The sequence below is a fragment of the Alteromonas sp. a30 genome (genome assembly GCF_026788005.1).
In the GTDB taxonomy this organism is placed as follows: Bacteria; Pseudomonadota; Gammaproteobacteria; order Enterobacterales; family Alteromonadaceae; genus Paraneptunicella.
The window spans coordinates 185,561-200,685 of sequence record NZ_JABEPE010000007.1 but is presented as its reverse complement, the minus strand read 5'-3'; the positions used below and the strand labels follow the sequence as shown (position 1 = coordinate 200,685).

The 15,125-nt window shown below is 44.3% G+C and carries 13 protein-coding genes; 7 read left to right on the top strand and 6 right to left on the bottom strand.

All coding sequences use genetic code 11. The features are described from left to right. On the top strand, positions 1-474 hold a 474-nt coding region (locus HJG39_RS09285; RefSeq protein ID WP_268408670.1), incomplete at its 5' end, for a phage integrase N-terminal SAM-like domain-containing protein. Positions 475-732: 258 nt separating this feature from the next. On the opposite strand, the gene HJG39_RS09280 is transcribed toward HJG39_RS09285, so the two are convergent. The 4 genes from HJG39_RS09280 to HJG39_RS09265 form a co-directional block, all read right to left on the bottom strand. Further along, positions 733-1,692: an alpha/beta hydrolase gene (locus HJG39_RS09280; RefSeq protein ID WP_268408669.1), complete on the bottom strand. Its 960-nt coding sequence runs from the start codon at positions 1,690-1,692 to the stop codon at positions 733-735. A gap of 317 nt (positions 1,693-2,009) precedes the next feature. Further along, positions 2,010-3,371, bottom strand: a complete 1,362-nt coding sequence (locus tag HJG39_RS09275) for a sigma 54-interacting transcriptional regulator (RefSeq protein WP_268408668.1) — start codon at positions 3,369-3,371, stop codon at positions 2,010-2,012. Beyond that, positions 3,358-3,921, bottom strand: coding sequence for a hypothetical protein (locus tag HJG39_RS09270; protein WP_268408667.1), 564 nt, complete (start codon positions 3,919-3,921; stop codon positions 3,358-3,360). The genes HJG39_RS09275 and HJG39_RS09270 overlap by 14 nt, the downstream gene beginning before the upstream one ends. Beyond that, a complete protein-coding gene (locus tag HJG39_RS09265; protein ID WP_268408666.1) occupies positions 3,914-5,401 on the bottom strand; it encodes a HAMP domain-containing sensor histidine kinase in 1,488 nt (495 codons plus the stop codon). Before HJG39_RS09265 ends, HJG39_RS09270 begins: the two co-directional genes overlap by 8 nt. A gap of 422 nt (positions 5,402-5,823) precedes the next feature. Here HJG39_RS09265 and HJG39_RS09260 point away from each other — a divergent pair, with 422 nt between their 5' ends. The 6 genes from HJG39_RS09260 to HJG39_RS09235 all read left to right on the top strand — a co-directional run bounded on the left by HJG39_RS09260 (position 5,824) and on the right by HJG39_RS09235 (position 12,381). Further along, positions 5,824-6,039, top strand: coding sequence for a hypothetical protein (locus HJG39_RS09260; RefSeq protein ID WP_268408665.1), 216 nt, complete (start codon positions 5,824-5,826; stop codon positions 6,037-6,039). 235 nt (positions 6,040-6,274) lie between these two features. Next, positions 6,275-6,997: an ABC transporter ATP-binding protein gene (locus tag HJG39_RS09255; RefSeq protein ID WP_268408664.1), complete on the top strand. Its 723-nt coding sequence runs from the start codon at positions 6,275-6,277 to the stop codon at positions 6,995-6,997. Further along, a complete protein-coding gene (locus HJG39_RS09250; protein WP_268408663.1) occupies positions 6,994-8,427 on the top strand; it encodes an ABC transporter permease in 1,434 nt (477 codons plus the stop codon). The genes HJG39_RS09255 and HJG39_RS09250 overlap by 4 nt, the downstream gene beginning before the upstream one ends. Beyond that, the gene (locus HJG39_RS09245; protein WP_268408661.1) at positions 8,424-9,704 is read left to right on the top strand and encodes a DUF3526 domain-containing protein; all 1,281 of its coding nucleotides are present in this window, start codon (positions 8,424-8,426) and stop codon (positions 9,702-9,704) included. The genes HJG39_RS09250 and HJG39_RS09245 overlap by 4 nt, the downstream gene beginning before the upstream one ends. Positions 9,705-9,712: 8 nt before the next feature. Beyond that, a complete protein-coding gene (locus HJG39_RS09240; RefSeq protein WP_268408660.1) occupies positions 9,713-11,836 on the top strand; it encodes a TonB-dependent siderophore receptor in 2,124 nt (707 codons plus the stop codon). 143 nt (positions 11,837-11,979) lie between these two features. Continuing rightward, positions 11,980-12,381, top strand: a complete 402-nt coding sequence (locus tag HJG39_RS09235; protein ID WP_268408659.1) for a hypothetical protein — start codon at positions 11,980-11,982, stop codon at positions 12,379-12,381. Here HJG39_RS09235 and HJG39_RS09230 read toward each other — a convergent pair. Both HJG39_RS09230 and HJG39_RS09225 read right to left on the bottom strand, forming a co-directional pair. Then, positions 12,362-13,564 carry a sensor histidine kinase gene (locus tag HJG39_RS09230; RefSeq protein WP_268408658.1) on the bottom strand — a complete coding sequence of 401 codons (1,203 nt, stop codon included), beginning with the start codon at positions 13,562-13,564 and terminating at the stop codon, positions 12,362-12,364. The genes HJG39_RS09235 and HJG39_RS09230 overlap by 20 nt on opposite strands. Positions 13,565-13,577: 13 nt before the next feature. Beyond that, positions 13,578-15,122: a DUF3369 domain-containing protein gene (locus tag HJG39_RS09225; protein WP_268408657.1), complete on the bottom strand. Its 1,545-nt coding sequence runs from the start codon at positions 15,120-15,122 to the stop codon at positions 13,578-13,580. Between the last annotated feature and the right edge of the window lie 3 nt (positions 15,123-15,125).

The following is a 15,125-nucleotide window of genomic DNA, read 5'->3' as shown; positions in this document are numbered from 1 at the left end:
AAGCACTACAGCCTACAAACCGAAAAATCCTATTTAGCGTGGATAAGACGCTTTATTCGCTTTCATGATCTGAAACACCCCAAAGATCTCTTCAACGCTGAAATTGAACAATTCCTCAGCCACCTCAGTTTGAACCGCCAAGTCAGTGCGGCAACACAAAACCAAGCCTTATGCGCTCTCATTTTTATGTACAAACACGTTATTAAACGTGAAATTGTCGGGCTTAGTTATTCGCTCACTAAAAAGCCAAAGAGAATGCCAACTGTATTAGACGCGAATGAGGCCGGTATCATTATTAGCCTAATGAAAAGAAAATATAAATTGATCACTGCGCTACTTTATGGCGCTGGACTGCGGATCAATGAAGCTCTGCGCTTAAGAATAAAAGACATTGATTTTTCGAACAAAACGATATTTGTATTTCGAGGGAAGGGGGAAAAGATAGATATACCCTACTCCCTCAAAAACTCATAAAGCCAATTCAACAACAAATCGAACTTTCAAAACAGGTGCATAAAAGAGATATAGATGACGGATTTGAACGCTTTTTCGGACTTGTAGGGGCTGAAAGTTTCTGCGCTTCGTTTTCAGCACTTTTTGCTTCGATAAGGATTGGTGCAGTGCTGATAGTTTCTGGCTCTTGTTTAGCTACGCCCAACTAAATCAATGAAAAGGCTTAGCCTAGCCAAGCCCTACATCGAGTCAAACATTAGCTATTGTGAGCAGTTTAGCTCACAAAGTATGCCGCCTGTCGCGGCTATCGCCCACATAAACTCGCCCTGTTTGCATTGACTTTAGGAGGTGTTTAAATACGGCACCCGGCGCGCCTGTTTCATCATCAAGGAAGTAGGAATGCCCTTTTGGGTGGTCGTAGCGGTTGTTGAAGTTGTCGCAATCAATGGCATACACATTAGACTGGGTATGACTCATTTGTTCAGGTCCCGAATGCCCCAGCCTTCTTGAGGCAACCTTGTTTTTCAGGTTCGACACTTTGCTAGCCCGCAACGCGAGATCATCAGACGCATAATAAACAGATACATTCCTAGACGCTTGACTAATTAGTCGTCCCTTTTGCCCTGATTCAAGTGATTCATTGACGATATCGGCGGCCACAAGAAATGTATTTCGAAACAGCAACGGTACGCCATCGGCTAAATCGTACTGATTCCAAGCCGCCAATGTTTCTCGTAGCACACGGTTTCCCATGGAATGAGCCAATATGTTGATGCGTTTGGTACAAGGATCATCTTCGGGTTCTTGATCTCGCCAACTCATAAAGAACTGAAGCGCGCGTGAAAATGAGAATGCACTCATGTCTGCCGATTTTTGGTCATCCCAGTAATCTTTCACAATCCCGGGATCATCATCGCACGGCCAAATAACTGGCACGACTTGAACCAAGTTGGGTTCAGCATCATTGAACTGTTGTTGAAGCTTTTCCGCGCGCGGAAAAATGTCGGGTTCGGGCATGTTAGAAAACCCGTGAATATAGAAAAGCACTTGTTTGGACATGCTGCCTTTTAGCTGAGCAAGCCATTGTTTTGAGCTAAGTTCAATATATTCCCCCGAGGCGACTCGTTCACAGCAATAAATAGAATTAGAGGGCGCGTTCTTGCTAAGGTCGAACTGGAACTTTCTATTCGCCTTGGTTCTAATTGAGCCTTTCGGCTCTCTGTTCGTTACGAAAAGCATCGTTTTCCTCCAAGTTTAATATGGGTCACAGTTTTGCCGCTACACTTAACTAAATCTTGATGTCGAACGCGGTAGCAGGTAAAACCGATTGTAAACGTCGAATTATGCTTCACAGGCTCGATAAAAACTCTTCGTTTTATCCGGTATAATTAATACATTATCACTGCCCCAAATTAGATGCTTTTTATGGCAGGAGTAAAGCCTTTGAATAACTCTAGCTTGGAATAAAGATTAAAGCCAAAAGCGCAATAAGTACCAGACAACCTCGTTTTCAAAAATCGCTCGGCTTACTGCTCAAGATAAATTATTTTATGGACTCAAGCTTGGCGGAATTGCTCCGGGTTAAGATGGTGTTTATCAAGCAACTTGTAAAACTCTGTGCGGTTTCTACCGGCAATTTTCGCTGCTTGGGTTACGTTCCCTTCTGTAGCCTTTAACAACTCTGCCAAATAACCACGCTCAAACTCTGTTCTTGCTACAGAAAATGAAGGACGTGTTTCCGACTTCATACGCAATGCACGCTGTACTAACTCCGCAGAAATCAACGGTCCTTGGCACAAGGCAATGGTTTGCTCTATTACGTTTTGCAATTGACGCACATTTCCCGGCCAAGGCGCGGAAATGAGTAACGACATCGCATCGTCGGTAAATCCAGTCAGCTTTTTTTGAGTGCGAGCAAGGATGTGCGCCAAAAAGTGATTCACCAGAAGCGGAATGTCGTCTCGACGCTGCGCCAAGGAAGGTAAACGCAACTCAACAACATTTAAACGATAGTATAAGTCTTCGCGGAATTCGTTATCTGTTACCGCTTGCTCTAAGTCTTTGTGGGTTGCGCTAATTAAACGCACATTTATGGGCACACTCTTGGTTGCTCCCACCGGACGCACTTCTTGCTCTTGCAGTACACGCAACAACTTCACTTGAAAGTTTAACGGCATATCGCCAATTTCATCTAAGAATAAGGTGCCGTCGTTAGCGGCTTGAAATAGCCCTTGGTGATCTTTGTTTGCACCAGTAAACGCGCCTTTCACATGACCAAACAGTTCCGACTCCAATAAAGATTCGGGAATTGCCGCACAGTTTACAGCAACAAACGCTTTTTGATTACGATGGCTAGCGTTGTGAATCGCTTTAGCTAACAACTCTTTGCCGGTTCCAGATTGGCTGTTAATAAACACACTCACATCATTTTGCGCGACATGTCGCGCTTGCAACAATACTTCTTGCATCACATTACTGCGATAAATAATGCCTTTACTCCAGTCTTTTTCCTGACTCATTTGTTCATCAGCTTCTGCCACTGGATTTAGCTCAATCGCCTTGGCTACAAGCGCCAACAACTCTTGACTGTCGAACGGCTTGGTGAGATAGGAAAACACCCCCTTTTTTGTGGCTGCCACGGCATCAGGGATCGTGCCATGAGCGGTTAGCATAATCACGGGCAACGCAGGATAGCGCTTACGCACCGCTTCGAATAAGGCCATGCCATCCATTTCATCCATGCGCACATCGGTAATCAATAGCTGTGGACGACACGCCTCAAGCAACCCTAACGCTGCTTTGCCTGAGTCGCTTGTTTCCACTTGATATCCCGCACCGCGCAAACGCATCGCCACCAGCGTCAGCAAATCGGGATCATCATCAACCACCAAAATGCGCTGAACATTATTTTCCGTCATTTGTTACCTCGGTTCGGTCAATGATATTTTGCTCAATAGACGTCAACTGTTGAATTTGCTGCTGAAGTTGCAACATGCCATGTTCTAGCTGCTGCAAACGCCCTTCTGTTTCCCCGTTTTTTTGTTGTTGCTCTGCCAAACGTTCATATAAGCGCGTTGTCTCCGTTAAAATATCAAACACCAAATACCACAAACCTTTTTGGTCATCTGAGCTAGCCGATAACCAACGGCGTAAATCAGTACGACCTTGGTGTGTATTTTTGTTTGGAGAATGCGGAACTAAATACACCAACACTTGGCGTAACTGCTTATCATCGCTCGGTGGCAAACTCGCAAGCCGAATAATTTCACGTTCTAGCTGTGGCACCGACATTCCTTTATAAAAGGTATACACCTCGCCCCAATCTGTCGCGTCTGTTGGAGTCACCCGAGGTATGTCTGGCACATTTACAGAAGCCGGCTCTTTTGGTGCCGACTTAGGAAGGGTTTGGCACCCTACTACAAACATCGAAAACAGTAATATCGACGATAAAAATAACGATTTACTCATGTGACTCTGACTCATGTGAAAAAAAGCGCGGCAATGTCACCACGAAACAGCACCCTTGACTCGATGGATTGTCTTGCAAGTACACTTGCCCCCCGTATTTTAGTACCACTTCTCGGGTAATAGTTAAGCCCATCCCACTGCCTTTTACTTTGGTTTTAGGGCGATTACTTGCCTGAAAAAACAACTCAAAAACTCGCTCATGTTCACTTTGTGGAATGCCTACACCTTCGTCGGACACCATAATTGTAAGCCATTGCTCGTCCTGCTTAAGCGCTACCGTAATTTGTCCTTCATTGGGTGAAAATTTTATGGCATTTGACAACACATTATCGAACACCATTCGGCAATGTTGTTCATGCATTGGCAAGGTAATAGGGTCATCTAACGTTGAAGTATGCGTCGGTAACACCACAGACAAACGCTTGCGTGTTATCTCCAAACTACGCTCCTCGAGCGTTTCTTGAATAATGGGTATTAGCTCACACGATTGGCTGGCAGAAATCGGATTGATGGCAATAATACGATTGAAATCGATCAAATCCTCTATCAACTTCTGTAAGCGCTCGGTACTCGAACGCAAGATGCTAGCGACGTGTTTTTGCGATTCATTAAGCTCGCCGATAGTGCCATCATAAAGCAATTCTGTCCCTTCACGAATCGCTGCCAGCGGCGTTTTTAATTCATGAGAAATATGCTGAATCGTGCGTTTTTTCTGTTCTTCAGACTGTAAAAGCTGAATACGCATCGCATCCAATGTGTGTGCAATGTCCTTCATGTCTTTCGCACCGTCAACTCTAACTGGTTGCTCAAAATCCCCCGATTCAAGCGTTTTAATATGGGTAATGAGTTGATTCAACGGGCGATTGATCAAGCGAATAAACAAAATGCTTATGAGTAAAGTGAGCGGAAAAATAATGGTGGACTGCATTAAACGATTTTCCACCGAATACGCGCTGCGTTCTATGGCGCTAATTTCTAAATTAATAATTTGGCTATCTAATTGAAACAACTGTTGTCCGTACTCATGTAACTTGCCGTATTGGCTTTGTAGTGCCTCTAAAGAAAGCATTTTTCCTGTACTAAGGATACGTGCATTAATGCTCGCTTCCTCATTCCTTAGCTGCGTCAGCAATTGCGTTAATTTGTCATGATTCGCTTGCGCGGCTTTGCTATCAACCAAACTCAAAAACGTATTGCGGTACTCCAGATAACGTTGCTTAAGAGCATTATCCGATAAGATTAAAAACTGGCCCGCGGTGCGCTCCATGTTGCTTAACAGCTCTGTCATTTGTTTGCTGCTGTACACCAATTTAGCGACCTTATTCACAGCACTAACCCCTTGGTTCGAAAGGGTGTCGATGCGAACCATAGAAGATAGCAGAACCAGCGTTAACGGCACGGTAACACTTATAAAACCCAGTAAAACCAAGGTTCTTAACGACAAGGATGATAAGGATGTGAATAGATTGGATGCTTTCAAACTCAATAACCTCAGCTGCGAACAATCAGCCTGATAACGTTGCTCACTCTAAGCTAATTATAGGCGATTGTTAACCTGTCTCTAATTTGAGACACCAAAGCAAAAACGCCGCAATATTTCTATTTATTATTTATTTATCAACAACTTAATAAACACTAAAATTGGTTCACTAACGCTCTTTAACTGTATCGAATTGAAAACGGTGTCGCTAATCGACAACATAAATCCTTAATCAATCCTTGGAAAACATACGCCCGGCTCAGAAAAAAACAACAAAATAAAAATAACTTCTTTTTAATCAACACGTTAAAAAGTTGGCACGAAAGCTGTAATAGGCCAAGTGAACATTGCGAAATGTTTTAAATTGAAGTTCACCCTTGTTTAGTGTGAACCATTATAAAAGCGTTATTTTGGAGAGATTTATGAAAAAATTAACTGCGTTAGTTGCCTTGTCTACACTATTAACTTTTGCTTTTGCGGCTCAAGCGGCTGACCCTACGCCAAGCAAGCAAGAAGAACAGACCAAAATTGAAGCGCAAAAACAAGCTGAAGCGAACAAAGACATTTCTAAGGCGGCTAAAGAGAAAAAACAAGACGAATCTGACGACTCAGAAGATTCTGACGATTTCACTAACTAAGCATCGCCTTCCTCGTATCATTTATCCCCTTCGTTCGGCTCCTTTATTTGAGACAATCATTTAAGGGAGTCGGACTTTTCCCTTTCGCCTTCAACGGGTAACAACTCCCCACCTCAATAACCCACTATATTGGTTCAATTTGCGTTCAACCTACTTAGGTTTAAGACATATTAATAGCAACACAAAATGTTATAATATAACATCTCACGCCTTCTGAAGTTTAGGATGGTGAAACATGTCTGAAATAGTCATTCAAGCGGACAACTTATGCGTTGCCGTTGGCTCAAAAAAAATTTTAAACAACGTCAATTTTATTGCTCATAAAGGTGATGTTTTAGCGTTGTTAGGTGGGAATGGAGCAGGAAAGTCAACCACAATAAAAACCTTTTTAGGGCTCATTCCCCCAAGCTTAGGTAGCGCACAAATACTCGGTCAAGCGGTCCATCAAAACACTCAGCTTGTCCGACAAAAAGTCGCCTATTTGCCCGAATCGGTTATGTTATACGGCCATTTAAATGCCATCGAAAATATTCGTTATTTCCTGTCATTGGGAAAAAAGCCGACTTCTGAACAAGTCATTCACGCCACTTTAGAAAAAGTCGCCTTGCAGCCTCAAGCATGGCAGCGTCCGCTGGGGGAATATTCCAAAGGGATGCGTCAGAAAACGGCAATCGCTTTGGCGCTGCTCCGTGAAGCACCGATTTTATTTCTTGATGAACCCACATCAGGGTTAGACCCAGTTGCCATTGACGAATTTAACCAGTTGGTTACACAGCTTTCAGCACAAGGCGTTACCATTTTTATGGTAACTCATGATGTTTATGGTGCTTGTCATGTAGCCAATCGCATTGGGCTATTACGCGATGGCGAAATTGTTGACATGTTTAACGCGCCGGAAAATGGCAATATCGATACCGAAGCCGTGCACGTTGCGTTTGCTCAAGGAGGCCGCACATGATTGCCACGCTTCTTTGTATTGCGCGGGACGAATGGCGATACTGGCGTCGCTCACGTTTAGCCTTATCACTACTGATTATTGCCTTAATTCTGGCAATCGCCTCGGTTTTTGTTACCCACACTTCCATGCAGCTTGAAGCCGAGCAACGCACACACCTGCAAACCTTGGCTCAACAAAAATTTGCTGACCAGCCAGACAGACACCCTCACAGAATGGTGCATTACGGGCATTACGTGTTCCGTGCGCCGCCCCCTTTAAGCAGTTTGGATCCGGGCATCGACCCATTTACCGGCACATCGGTGTTTTTAGAAGGTCACAGACGCAATGGCGCCACCTTCTCCGAGCAACAACAAAGCAGTGGCTTATCATGGTTAGGCACATTGTCGCCCGCTTTCGTCATGCAACTGCTCACCCCATTATTGCTCATTGTCATGGGTTATGGCGCCATGACACGAGAACGAGAAGCAGGCACCTTCGACTTTTTAAAAGTACAAGGTATAACCCCGCCTTACCTCATAGCAGGCAAAGGATTGGCGCTAATTAGCGCCGGGTTACTGGTATTTAGCCCGTTTGCTATTGGTGCTATTTGGGCGCTTATTAATGGTGCAGAAGGCTCTGCCACCGCGATGTTCCTAGTGAGCTACGTGCTTTACATTCTTATTTGGAGCAGTTTAATTCTGTTGGCCTCAACTTTAAGCGCCAATAACGCCGCCAGCTTTAGCAGTCTTACCTGTTTATGGATTGTTTTATGTTTGGTCCTACCCCGAATTGCCAGCAACACAGCAACCGTAGTAGTCGCCTCACCGGGTAAATTAGAAACTGATTTCGCCGTGTTACAGGAGTTACGCAAGTTAGGTGATGGTCACAACTCTAACGACCCCGCTTTTAGCGCTTTAAAATCCAGCTTACTGGCGAAATACGAGGTTGATAAAATCGAAGACTTACCCGTGAACTTCAAAGGAATTGTGGCGCAAAAATCTGAAGCCAAACTCACCAAGATATTAAATCAATTCTCTGAAAAGCAAATGCAAGAAGCGCAAGATCAAGCCAATGTTGCCCGCCAATTTGGCTGGTTGTCACCGGCTATTGCCATACAAAACGCCTCTATGAAATTGGCGGGAACCGACTTGGAAAACTACCATCGATTTTTACGAGAAGCAGAAGCCGTGCGCTTTTCATTTGTGCAATCTCTCAACAAATTGCACGCAGAAAATGTGAGCTATACGGATGACGCCAACAAATATAAAGATCACGAAACCCATCATCGTGCAAAAGTCGACGCCAAAAACTGGCAAATACTCGACAACTTCCATTTTACCCCACTTGCCGCAGACCAAAGGATCAGCAACAGCCAGCTTCCATTAACACAATTACTGATGCTGTTTTTATTGTGTTGTGGCGTCACTTTTTTTGCAGGTAAACGCGTATGAACTGGCTAGCTATTAAACGAGAAGCGCATTTCCTTTTGCGTAAAAAACAAGTGGTACTCATTCTTGTTGCCGCTTTGGCTTTATCTCTATTTGCGGTATGGACAGGAAGTAAAGAGGTCGCACAACAACACGCCACTATTGAGCGTTTATTGAAAGCCGACGCCCAAGACAGACAAGCCGTACTCGAACAACAACATGATTACGGTGGTGTAGCATATTACAGCTTCCACTTAACCTATTCCGCGCCATCACCTTTGGCATTTGCCTCTCTGGGTGTACGCGATGTGTATCCGTGGAAACACCGCATTCGCATGTTAGCGCTTGAAGGGCAAATTCACGAATCTGATACCGAAAACCCTGAATTAGCTTTAGCAGGCAGAATTGACTTCGCTTTTGTGATCAGTGTACTCGCACCTTTCTTACTCATTTTGCTATTACACGATTTACGCGCCTCCGAGCGAGCAGCGGGGCGATTGGAGTTACTCACGATAAGTAATGCAAGCGGAGCGGGCCTTTGGTTGACTCGCGCCATGATCCTTAGCGTTACCCTAGGTTTCGCTTTGTTACTCCCCTTTTGGATTGGCGCAATCTTGCATCAAGTAGGTTGGATAACAGGAATAGGCGTCACCTTGCTTTGTTTACTGTATCTTGGTTTTTGGGCGCTATTGAGTTATTCCGTCGCCAAGCTTCCTTCCCCTGCTCCTATGCTTGCCAGCATATTGCTCGGAGTCTGGCTAATTACTTCGTACATTGTGCCAGCAGTGGGACATGTAGTAATAGAAAAAAGCATCACCGGCCCCAAAGGTGGCGATATACTAATGACCCAGCGTGAAGCGGTGAATGATGCGTGGGATTTACCGTTTTCCGAGACGTTTGACCCCTTTGTTGAAACACATCCTGAATGGGAAAACTACACTCAAATGCCAAGCCTGTTTGATTGGAAGTGGTATTACGCTTTCCAACAAGTAGGCGACCAAAAAGCCCAAGCGTTATCGGAAGAATACCGTCGCGTTGCTCAAGAAAAATACCAACTAGCCAACCTGTTCGCTGTGCGATCACCAGCAACAGCGCTACAACGCATTTTATCCTATTGGGCACAAACCGATGCCGAAGCGGCCAGAGAATATGAACAATCGGTACGTAACTTCCATCAATCATTACGTGAATTCTACTACCCGTTATTGTTCAAGAAGCCGCCCTTCAAACGCGAAGCGATACAACAACGACCAGAATTTACGCCTAATCGATCAACACAAACAAACGCGTCAGCAGGATAATTAAACGCATGAAGTACACTCTTTTAACACCCAAACACAGCCTTGCCATTGCGGTAATGCTCGCTTTTAATCAACCTGTTAGCGCCGCTAATGATGCAAATGATGTTGAACATATTGCCGTAGTAACCCAACAACAAGCTTACCGAGGCAATGTGCCATTGAAAGAGCTGCCGCAATCAATCGACATTATTAGCGATGAGCTACTCGATTCTCTTGGTGTGCTTAGCTTTCAAAATGCATTGAAGTTCTCTAGCGGGATTGCCTCGCAAAATAACTTTGGTGGATTATGGGATAGCTTCGCTATTCGCGGATTCGCAGGCAACGAAAACGCGCCTGCCGGGTATTTAGTTAACGGTTTCAATGTGGGACGCGGCTTTAGCGGTACACGCGACGCATCAAGTATTGAATCAATAGAAGTGCTAAAAGGTCCCGGCTCAGCTTTGTATGGCCGAGGCGAACCTGGCGGCACCATTAATGTGATCACCAAAAAACCGCAATTCGCGCGTGAAGGTTACGTGGAAGCCAGTATCGGCTCTGATGATTTCTATCGCATTGAAGGTGATTTTACCGATGCTATCAACCAAGATATGGCATTTCGTGTGAACGGCTCATATCAAGATGCAGGCAGCTTTCGCGATACAATCACTAGCCAAAAACTCGCACTAACGCCTTCGTTTGCCTATCACATCAACGCAGATACCAGCGTGTTCTACGAGCTTGAATTAGTCGACCAAGAAGCACCATTTGACCGCGGTATCGTCGTCCCCAATTACCAGTTGGATACTGTGCCAATTAACACTTTTTACGGCGAACCAAACGACGGTCCTATTGATATTGAAGCGTTAGGCCATCAGCTTTCTTTGCAGAGCAAGCTCAATCAAAATTGGAGCCTCAATGGTGGGGTAAGCTATCGTGATTCCTCTTTTGAAGGCTACTCAACGGAAGTAGAGTTATCTGCTGGTCGTCAATTGTTGTATACCACCCCTCAAACGGTGTCACGACAACGTCGCCATCGTGACTACGACACCACCGACTTATCAGGTCGCATCGAGCTAAGCGGTCAGATAGAAGCCTCAGACATCACACATCATTTGTTATTGGGTAGCGACGCCTATCAATATCGTTATCACCAACAAATGCAACGTTGGAGAACAGCGTGGGGTGCCGGTGATACGCGCTATTCAGTAGACTTACTGAATCCGCAATACGGTGAAACGCCACCTGAGGTCGCTCCAGTTACCGACAGAACGGAAGAACAGCAATCGTTTGGTGTGTATATTCAAGATCAAATTGATCTCTCAGAAAAATGGAAGATCTTGCTCGGTTTGCGCTTTGATGATTACCAAAATGAATTGGAAAATCATCTAAATGGTAGCATCAACAAAATACAACAAACGGCTACTAGCCCACGTTTGGGAGCAACCTATGTCGCCAACGACAACTACACGGCTTACGTAAGCTACTCGGAAGGTTTCAGACCGAACGGAGGCACAGATGTTAATGGCAATGCATTTGATCCCGAAGCCAGTCGTTCTTACGAAGCTGGCGTAAAATATACCGCCAACCAAGGCGACATAAACGCCAACTTTGCGATCTTTCACGCCAAGAAAAGCAATATTTTAGGGTCTGACCCGGTTAATTCTGGCTTTTCAATTGCACTGGGTGAAGCCAGCAGTGAAGGCGTTGAGCTAGACATGAACGTTAATCTCGATCAATACACGCTACTCACGCTATCCTATGCCTTTATTCGCGCGAAAACCGATAACAGCTTAACCAATGTTGACTGGGACATTGAAATTCCAGCAGGTAGCCAGCTTATCAACATCCCAAAACATGCGTTTAACATTACCGCGCAACGCGACACTCAGTTGTTTGGTTATGAAACGGCTTTAGTTGCCAGCGTCACTTATGTAGGTGATCGCCTCGGGGAAACCATTGATCCCAACTATCAATTACCAAGCTACGTTAAAGTGGATATTTCCGGTATCGTTAACCTGCAAGACAACCTAACGCTGAAGTTTATTATCGATAATCTATTGGATAAAACTTACTACGACAATTCCTACTCCGCGCTCTGGACGCAACCGGGCACACCAAGAAGTGCACGGGTGAGTATGAAGTATTCGTTCTAATCAGCGTTTTGTATCAACGGATTTTGAGGGTTTAATCAGCATCGTATAGAGGTTATATTTAAACTCAGCCTGATTCGTAACACGCATTCAGTTGTCTACGCTTTTGCCAGCTGAATGCGTCTTTCAAGTTTACCAAAACCATTATGACGTTACTTTTTCGCTACTCCTGCCTGTATTTTATGATTGTATTCGCCTGTGGATTTATCCTTGGCACAATTCGCGTTTTACTGCTGGCACCGAACGTAGGAGAGCATCTTGCTGAGCTACTCGAGGCCCCCTTTATGATTGGTATCAGCTTCCTAAGCGCTCGCTTAATTTGGCGTTGGTCGGGGGCAAAATTGACAGCAGGTAACATGTTGGTCATTGGCGTGCTAGCGCTAGTATATTTGCTGGCTGTTGAGTTTACGCTAGTTATTGGTCTTCGAAATATCACCCTAGCAGAGTATCTACAATCGAAATATTCTTTCGCGGGTTTTGTTTACTTAGTATCACTGACTTTATTCGCCATTTTCCCCTATTTAATTGCTAATCATCGAAGGGAATAGTGATATGAAAACGGGTACCTCTATCCACCTCAGAATTAATCTCAATTTTCCCTTTTAGTTTATCTTCGACCAGCGTTTTCACCACGGCTAACCCTAAGCCACTCCCTCCATGATGTTTTTTGGTCGTGAAATAGGGATCATAGATTTTATGCAGGTACTCATCACAAATGCCAACGCCGTTATCCTCAACAACCACGTCAACCTGAGCATCATTCTGAACAACCGATAACGTCAAACGCCCGTCTGTGCGGCCTTCAAAGGCGTGGTTTAAAGCATTAAACACTAAGTTGGTAAGCACTTGAAACAACGCCCCCGGATAGGAATTAACCGTCAAATTGGTATCAACCTTAACGTGGTGATGTAGCTCAATTTGCTTGGATTTAAGCGCAGGACTCACGCTGTTAATAATGCTACGAATGTGTTTTGCTAAATTAAAGTCAGTCAGTACATCAGCACTTTGATTCACGGAGTTACATTTAAAGTCACGTACCAAACCAACAGCCCTATCAATGTTGTATTCAAGCAAGTCTGCGGCCTCATTACACTCTTCCATAAACTCTTTAAAGTTCTCTTCTGTCAGTTCACCATTGGCAAAGCACTGTCCTATGTCCAATAAGCAGGTTTTTAAATGCGAAACCGAGGTTAATCCAACCCCTAAAGGATTATTGATTTCATGTGTCACACTTGGGACCAAGCGCCCCAAATTGATTAGGCTGGCAATTTTCTCTCGCTCTTCAAACTGAACGACATTGTCCATTTGACAATACAGCGCATTGAAAATACGGCTCAAATAATCCAAGCTCCAATACGCTCGCTTGCTTGATTCCCCACTTGGTTTTTGCAACAAAATAAATAGGAATAGGCTTCCTGTTTCATTGCGCTCCGCTTTTAAAAAAATACGGTTCGAGCGACCTTGTTGCACACAAAAAAAGTATGATTTGTCTGCTTCCGGCATCATGTTTTTTGTCATCAACTGCCGCGCAAGCGCATCGTAGTCTAAAGAAATGAAGTCACCTCGGTAAACAAATTTACACCTTGAAAGTAACGACTCAAGTTCACAGGAAAGCACGATAAATTCTTCAATATCCCCCAACAAATCCAAGGTTTCGTTTAACGCAGTCAAGCCAGCTTCAGCGCGGTCTGAATCTAACTGCTCAAGTCGGTTTATTTTGAACTCAGCCATCAATTGTCTTCCCTTAATCAGGGTTTTGCTGCCTAATTTTCCAGAATGTGTCGAAGTTGTTTACCAGTAGCTTCACCAAGTCAGGATCAAAGTGCTTACCCGACTGCGCTGTCAATTCCGACTTAATCTGTTCTCGCGACCACTCTCTTTTGTAGCAGCGTGCGGATCCTAAGGCATCAAATACATCTGCAATTGCTGTAATACGACCGGAAAGTGGAATATCAGTCCCGGATAGCCCTTGTGGATAACCGCTTCCGTCCCATTTTTCATGGTGCGTCAAACTAATTTCAGCCGCCTTTTTCAAAATAGGACGGGCTGACTTCTGCAAAATGTCGTATCCCACTTGAGCATGGGACTTCATGATCTCCCATTCCGATTCGTTCAACTTAGAGGGCTTGTGCAAAATGCCATCAGGGATTGCCACCTTGCCAAGATCATGTAATGGAGAAGCGCGTTTAAGCTCCAACGCCTCCTTTTCATGCAAATTGGCAAGTTTGGCTAACTCATAGCACACCAATGACACCCGTTTAACGTGGGCTCCTGTTTCTTTACTGCGCATTTCAACGGCATCACCCAATAAGTAAACTAACTCACGTTGGGTATCGATGATTTCCTCACTCTTCATTAAAATCTCATAAGTGAGCGAAACATGAATACAATAAATTTCTAACAATTCGCGCTGAGTATCTGTCAGCGATTCATGTAAACCGATAAACAACAGGTTCTCAAATCCCGAGTCGGTTTGCGTATAAAACACGTAGCCTTTATCACTGTGGAGCGATTTTCGATCCCGTAAAGCTTGATCAAATAACCTTTTTACATCATCAGGAAGCAACTCCATTCCACCGTTTAATACGCTGCCTAACGCACCCGTTACCGCTAAGACTTTTGCTTGACTGACTCCGTCTTCATGAGAACCAAACGTCGAGCAATATAAAGCGGTTGAATCGATTTGAAGGATATTCATAATTTCCTTCAGTACCGCAGAGGCAAACTCATTCATAGAGTTGGGCTTTAACATTGAAGTGGTACTTTCTATTACCTGACGTAATCCCTTGCGGTGACTTTCAATCGTCTTGATGTCTCGATGTGAACGTAACGCACTGTAAAGAAGCGTTTTTAGTTTTTGACTGGTTAATTCGGTTTTCTCTTTATAATCATTGATGTCGTACTTCTCGATCACTTCGTGCTCTGGTGCTTGCCCCGGTTGCCCAGTGCGTAACACCAAACGACAAGTATGGTTATCCAGAACCGTTCTCACGTAGTGCACTAAATCCAAACCTGCATGATCACTTTCCATCACAACATCAACGAGTGCCAAGGCAATATCGGGATTATCTTCAAATACGCTTTCAGCTTCCTTGGCTGAATAGGCATGTAGAAACTCAACACTGTTGCCTTCAAACTTGAACCTTTTCAGTGCAAGATCAGTAACTCGATGCACTTCCGGTTCATCATCAATAATCAATACTTTCAGAGGCGAATAATTGGCTCTATTAACAACAGAACTATTATCAACTTGTATTGATTTTTGGTTAGCAAACAAAGGATTCGACATCAC

Excerpts from the sequence above, each read along its gene's own strand:
- HJG39_RS09270 (WP_268408667.1), bottom strand. The coding sequence starts at position 3,921 with ATGAGTAAATCGTTATTTTTATCGTCGATATTACTGTTTTCGATGTTT.
- HJG39_RS09275 (WP_268408668.1), bottom strand. The coding sequence starts at position 3,371 with ATGACGGAAAATAATGTTCAGCGCATTTTGGTGGTTGATGATGATCCC.
- HJG39_RS09280 (WP_268408669.1), bottom strand. The coding sequence starts at position 1,692 with ATGCTTTTCGTAACGAACAGAGAGCCGAAAGGCTCAATTAGAACCAAG.
- HJG39_RS09240 (WP_268408660.1), top strand. The coding sequence starts at position 9,713 with ATGAAGTACACTCTTTTAACACCCAAACACAGCCTTGCCATTGCGGTA.
- HJG39_RS09230 (WP_268408658.1), bottom strand. The coding sequence starts at position 13,564 with ATGGCTGAGTTCAAAATAAACCGACTTGAGCAGTTAGATTCAGACCGC.
- HJG39_RS09260 (WP_268408665.1), top strand. The coding sequence starts at position 5,824 with ATGAAAAAATTAACTGCGTTAGTTGCCTTGTCTACACTATTAACTTTT.
- HJG39_RS09245 (WP_268408661.1), top strand. The coding sequence starts at position 8,424 with ATGAACTGGCTAGCTATTAAACGAGAAGCGCATTTCCTTTTGCGTAAA.
- HJG39_RS09225 (WP_268408657.1), bottom strand. The coding sequence starts at position 15,122 with ATGTCGAATCCTTTGTTTGCTAACCAAAAATCAATACAAGTTGATAAT.
- HJG39_RS09255 (WP_268408664.1), top strand. The coding sequence starts at position 6,275 with ATGTCTGAAATAGTCATTCAAGCGGACAACTTATGCGTTGCCGTTGGC.
- HJG39_RS09235 (WP_268408659.1), top strand. The coding sequence starts at position 11,980 with ATGACGTTACTTTTTCGCTACTCCTGCCTGTATTTTATGATTGTATTC.
- HJG39_RS09250 (WP_268408663.1), top strand. The coding sequence starts at position 6,994 with ATGATTGCCACGCTTCTTTGTATTGCGCGGGACGAATGGCGATACTGG.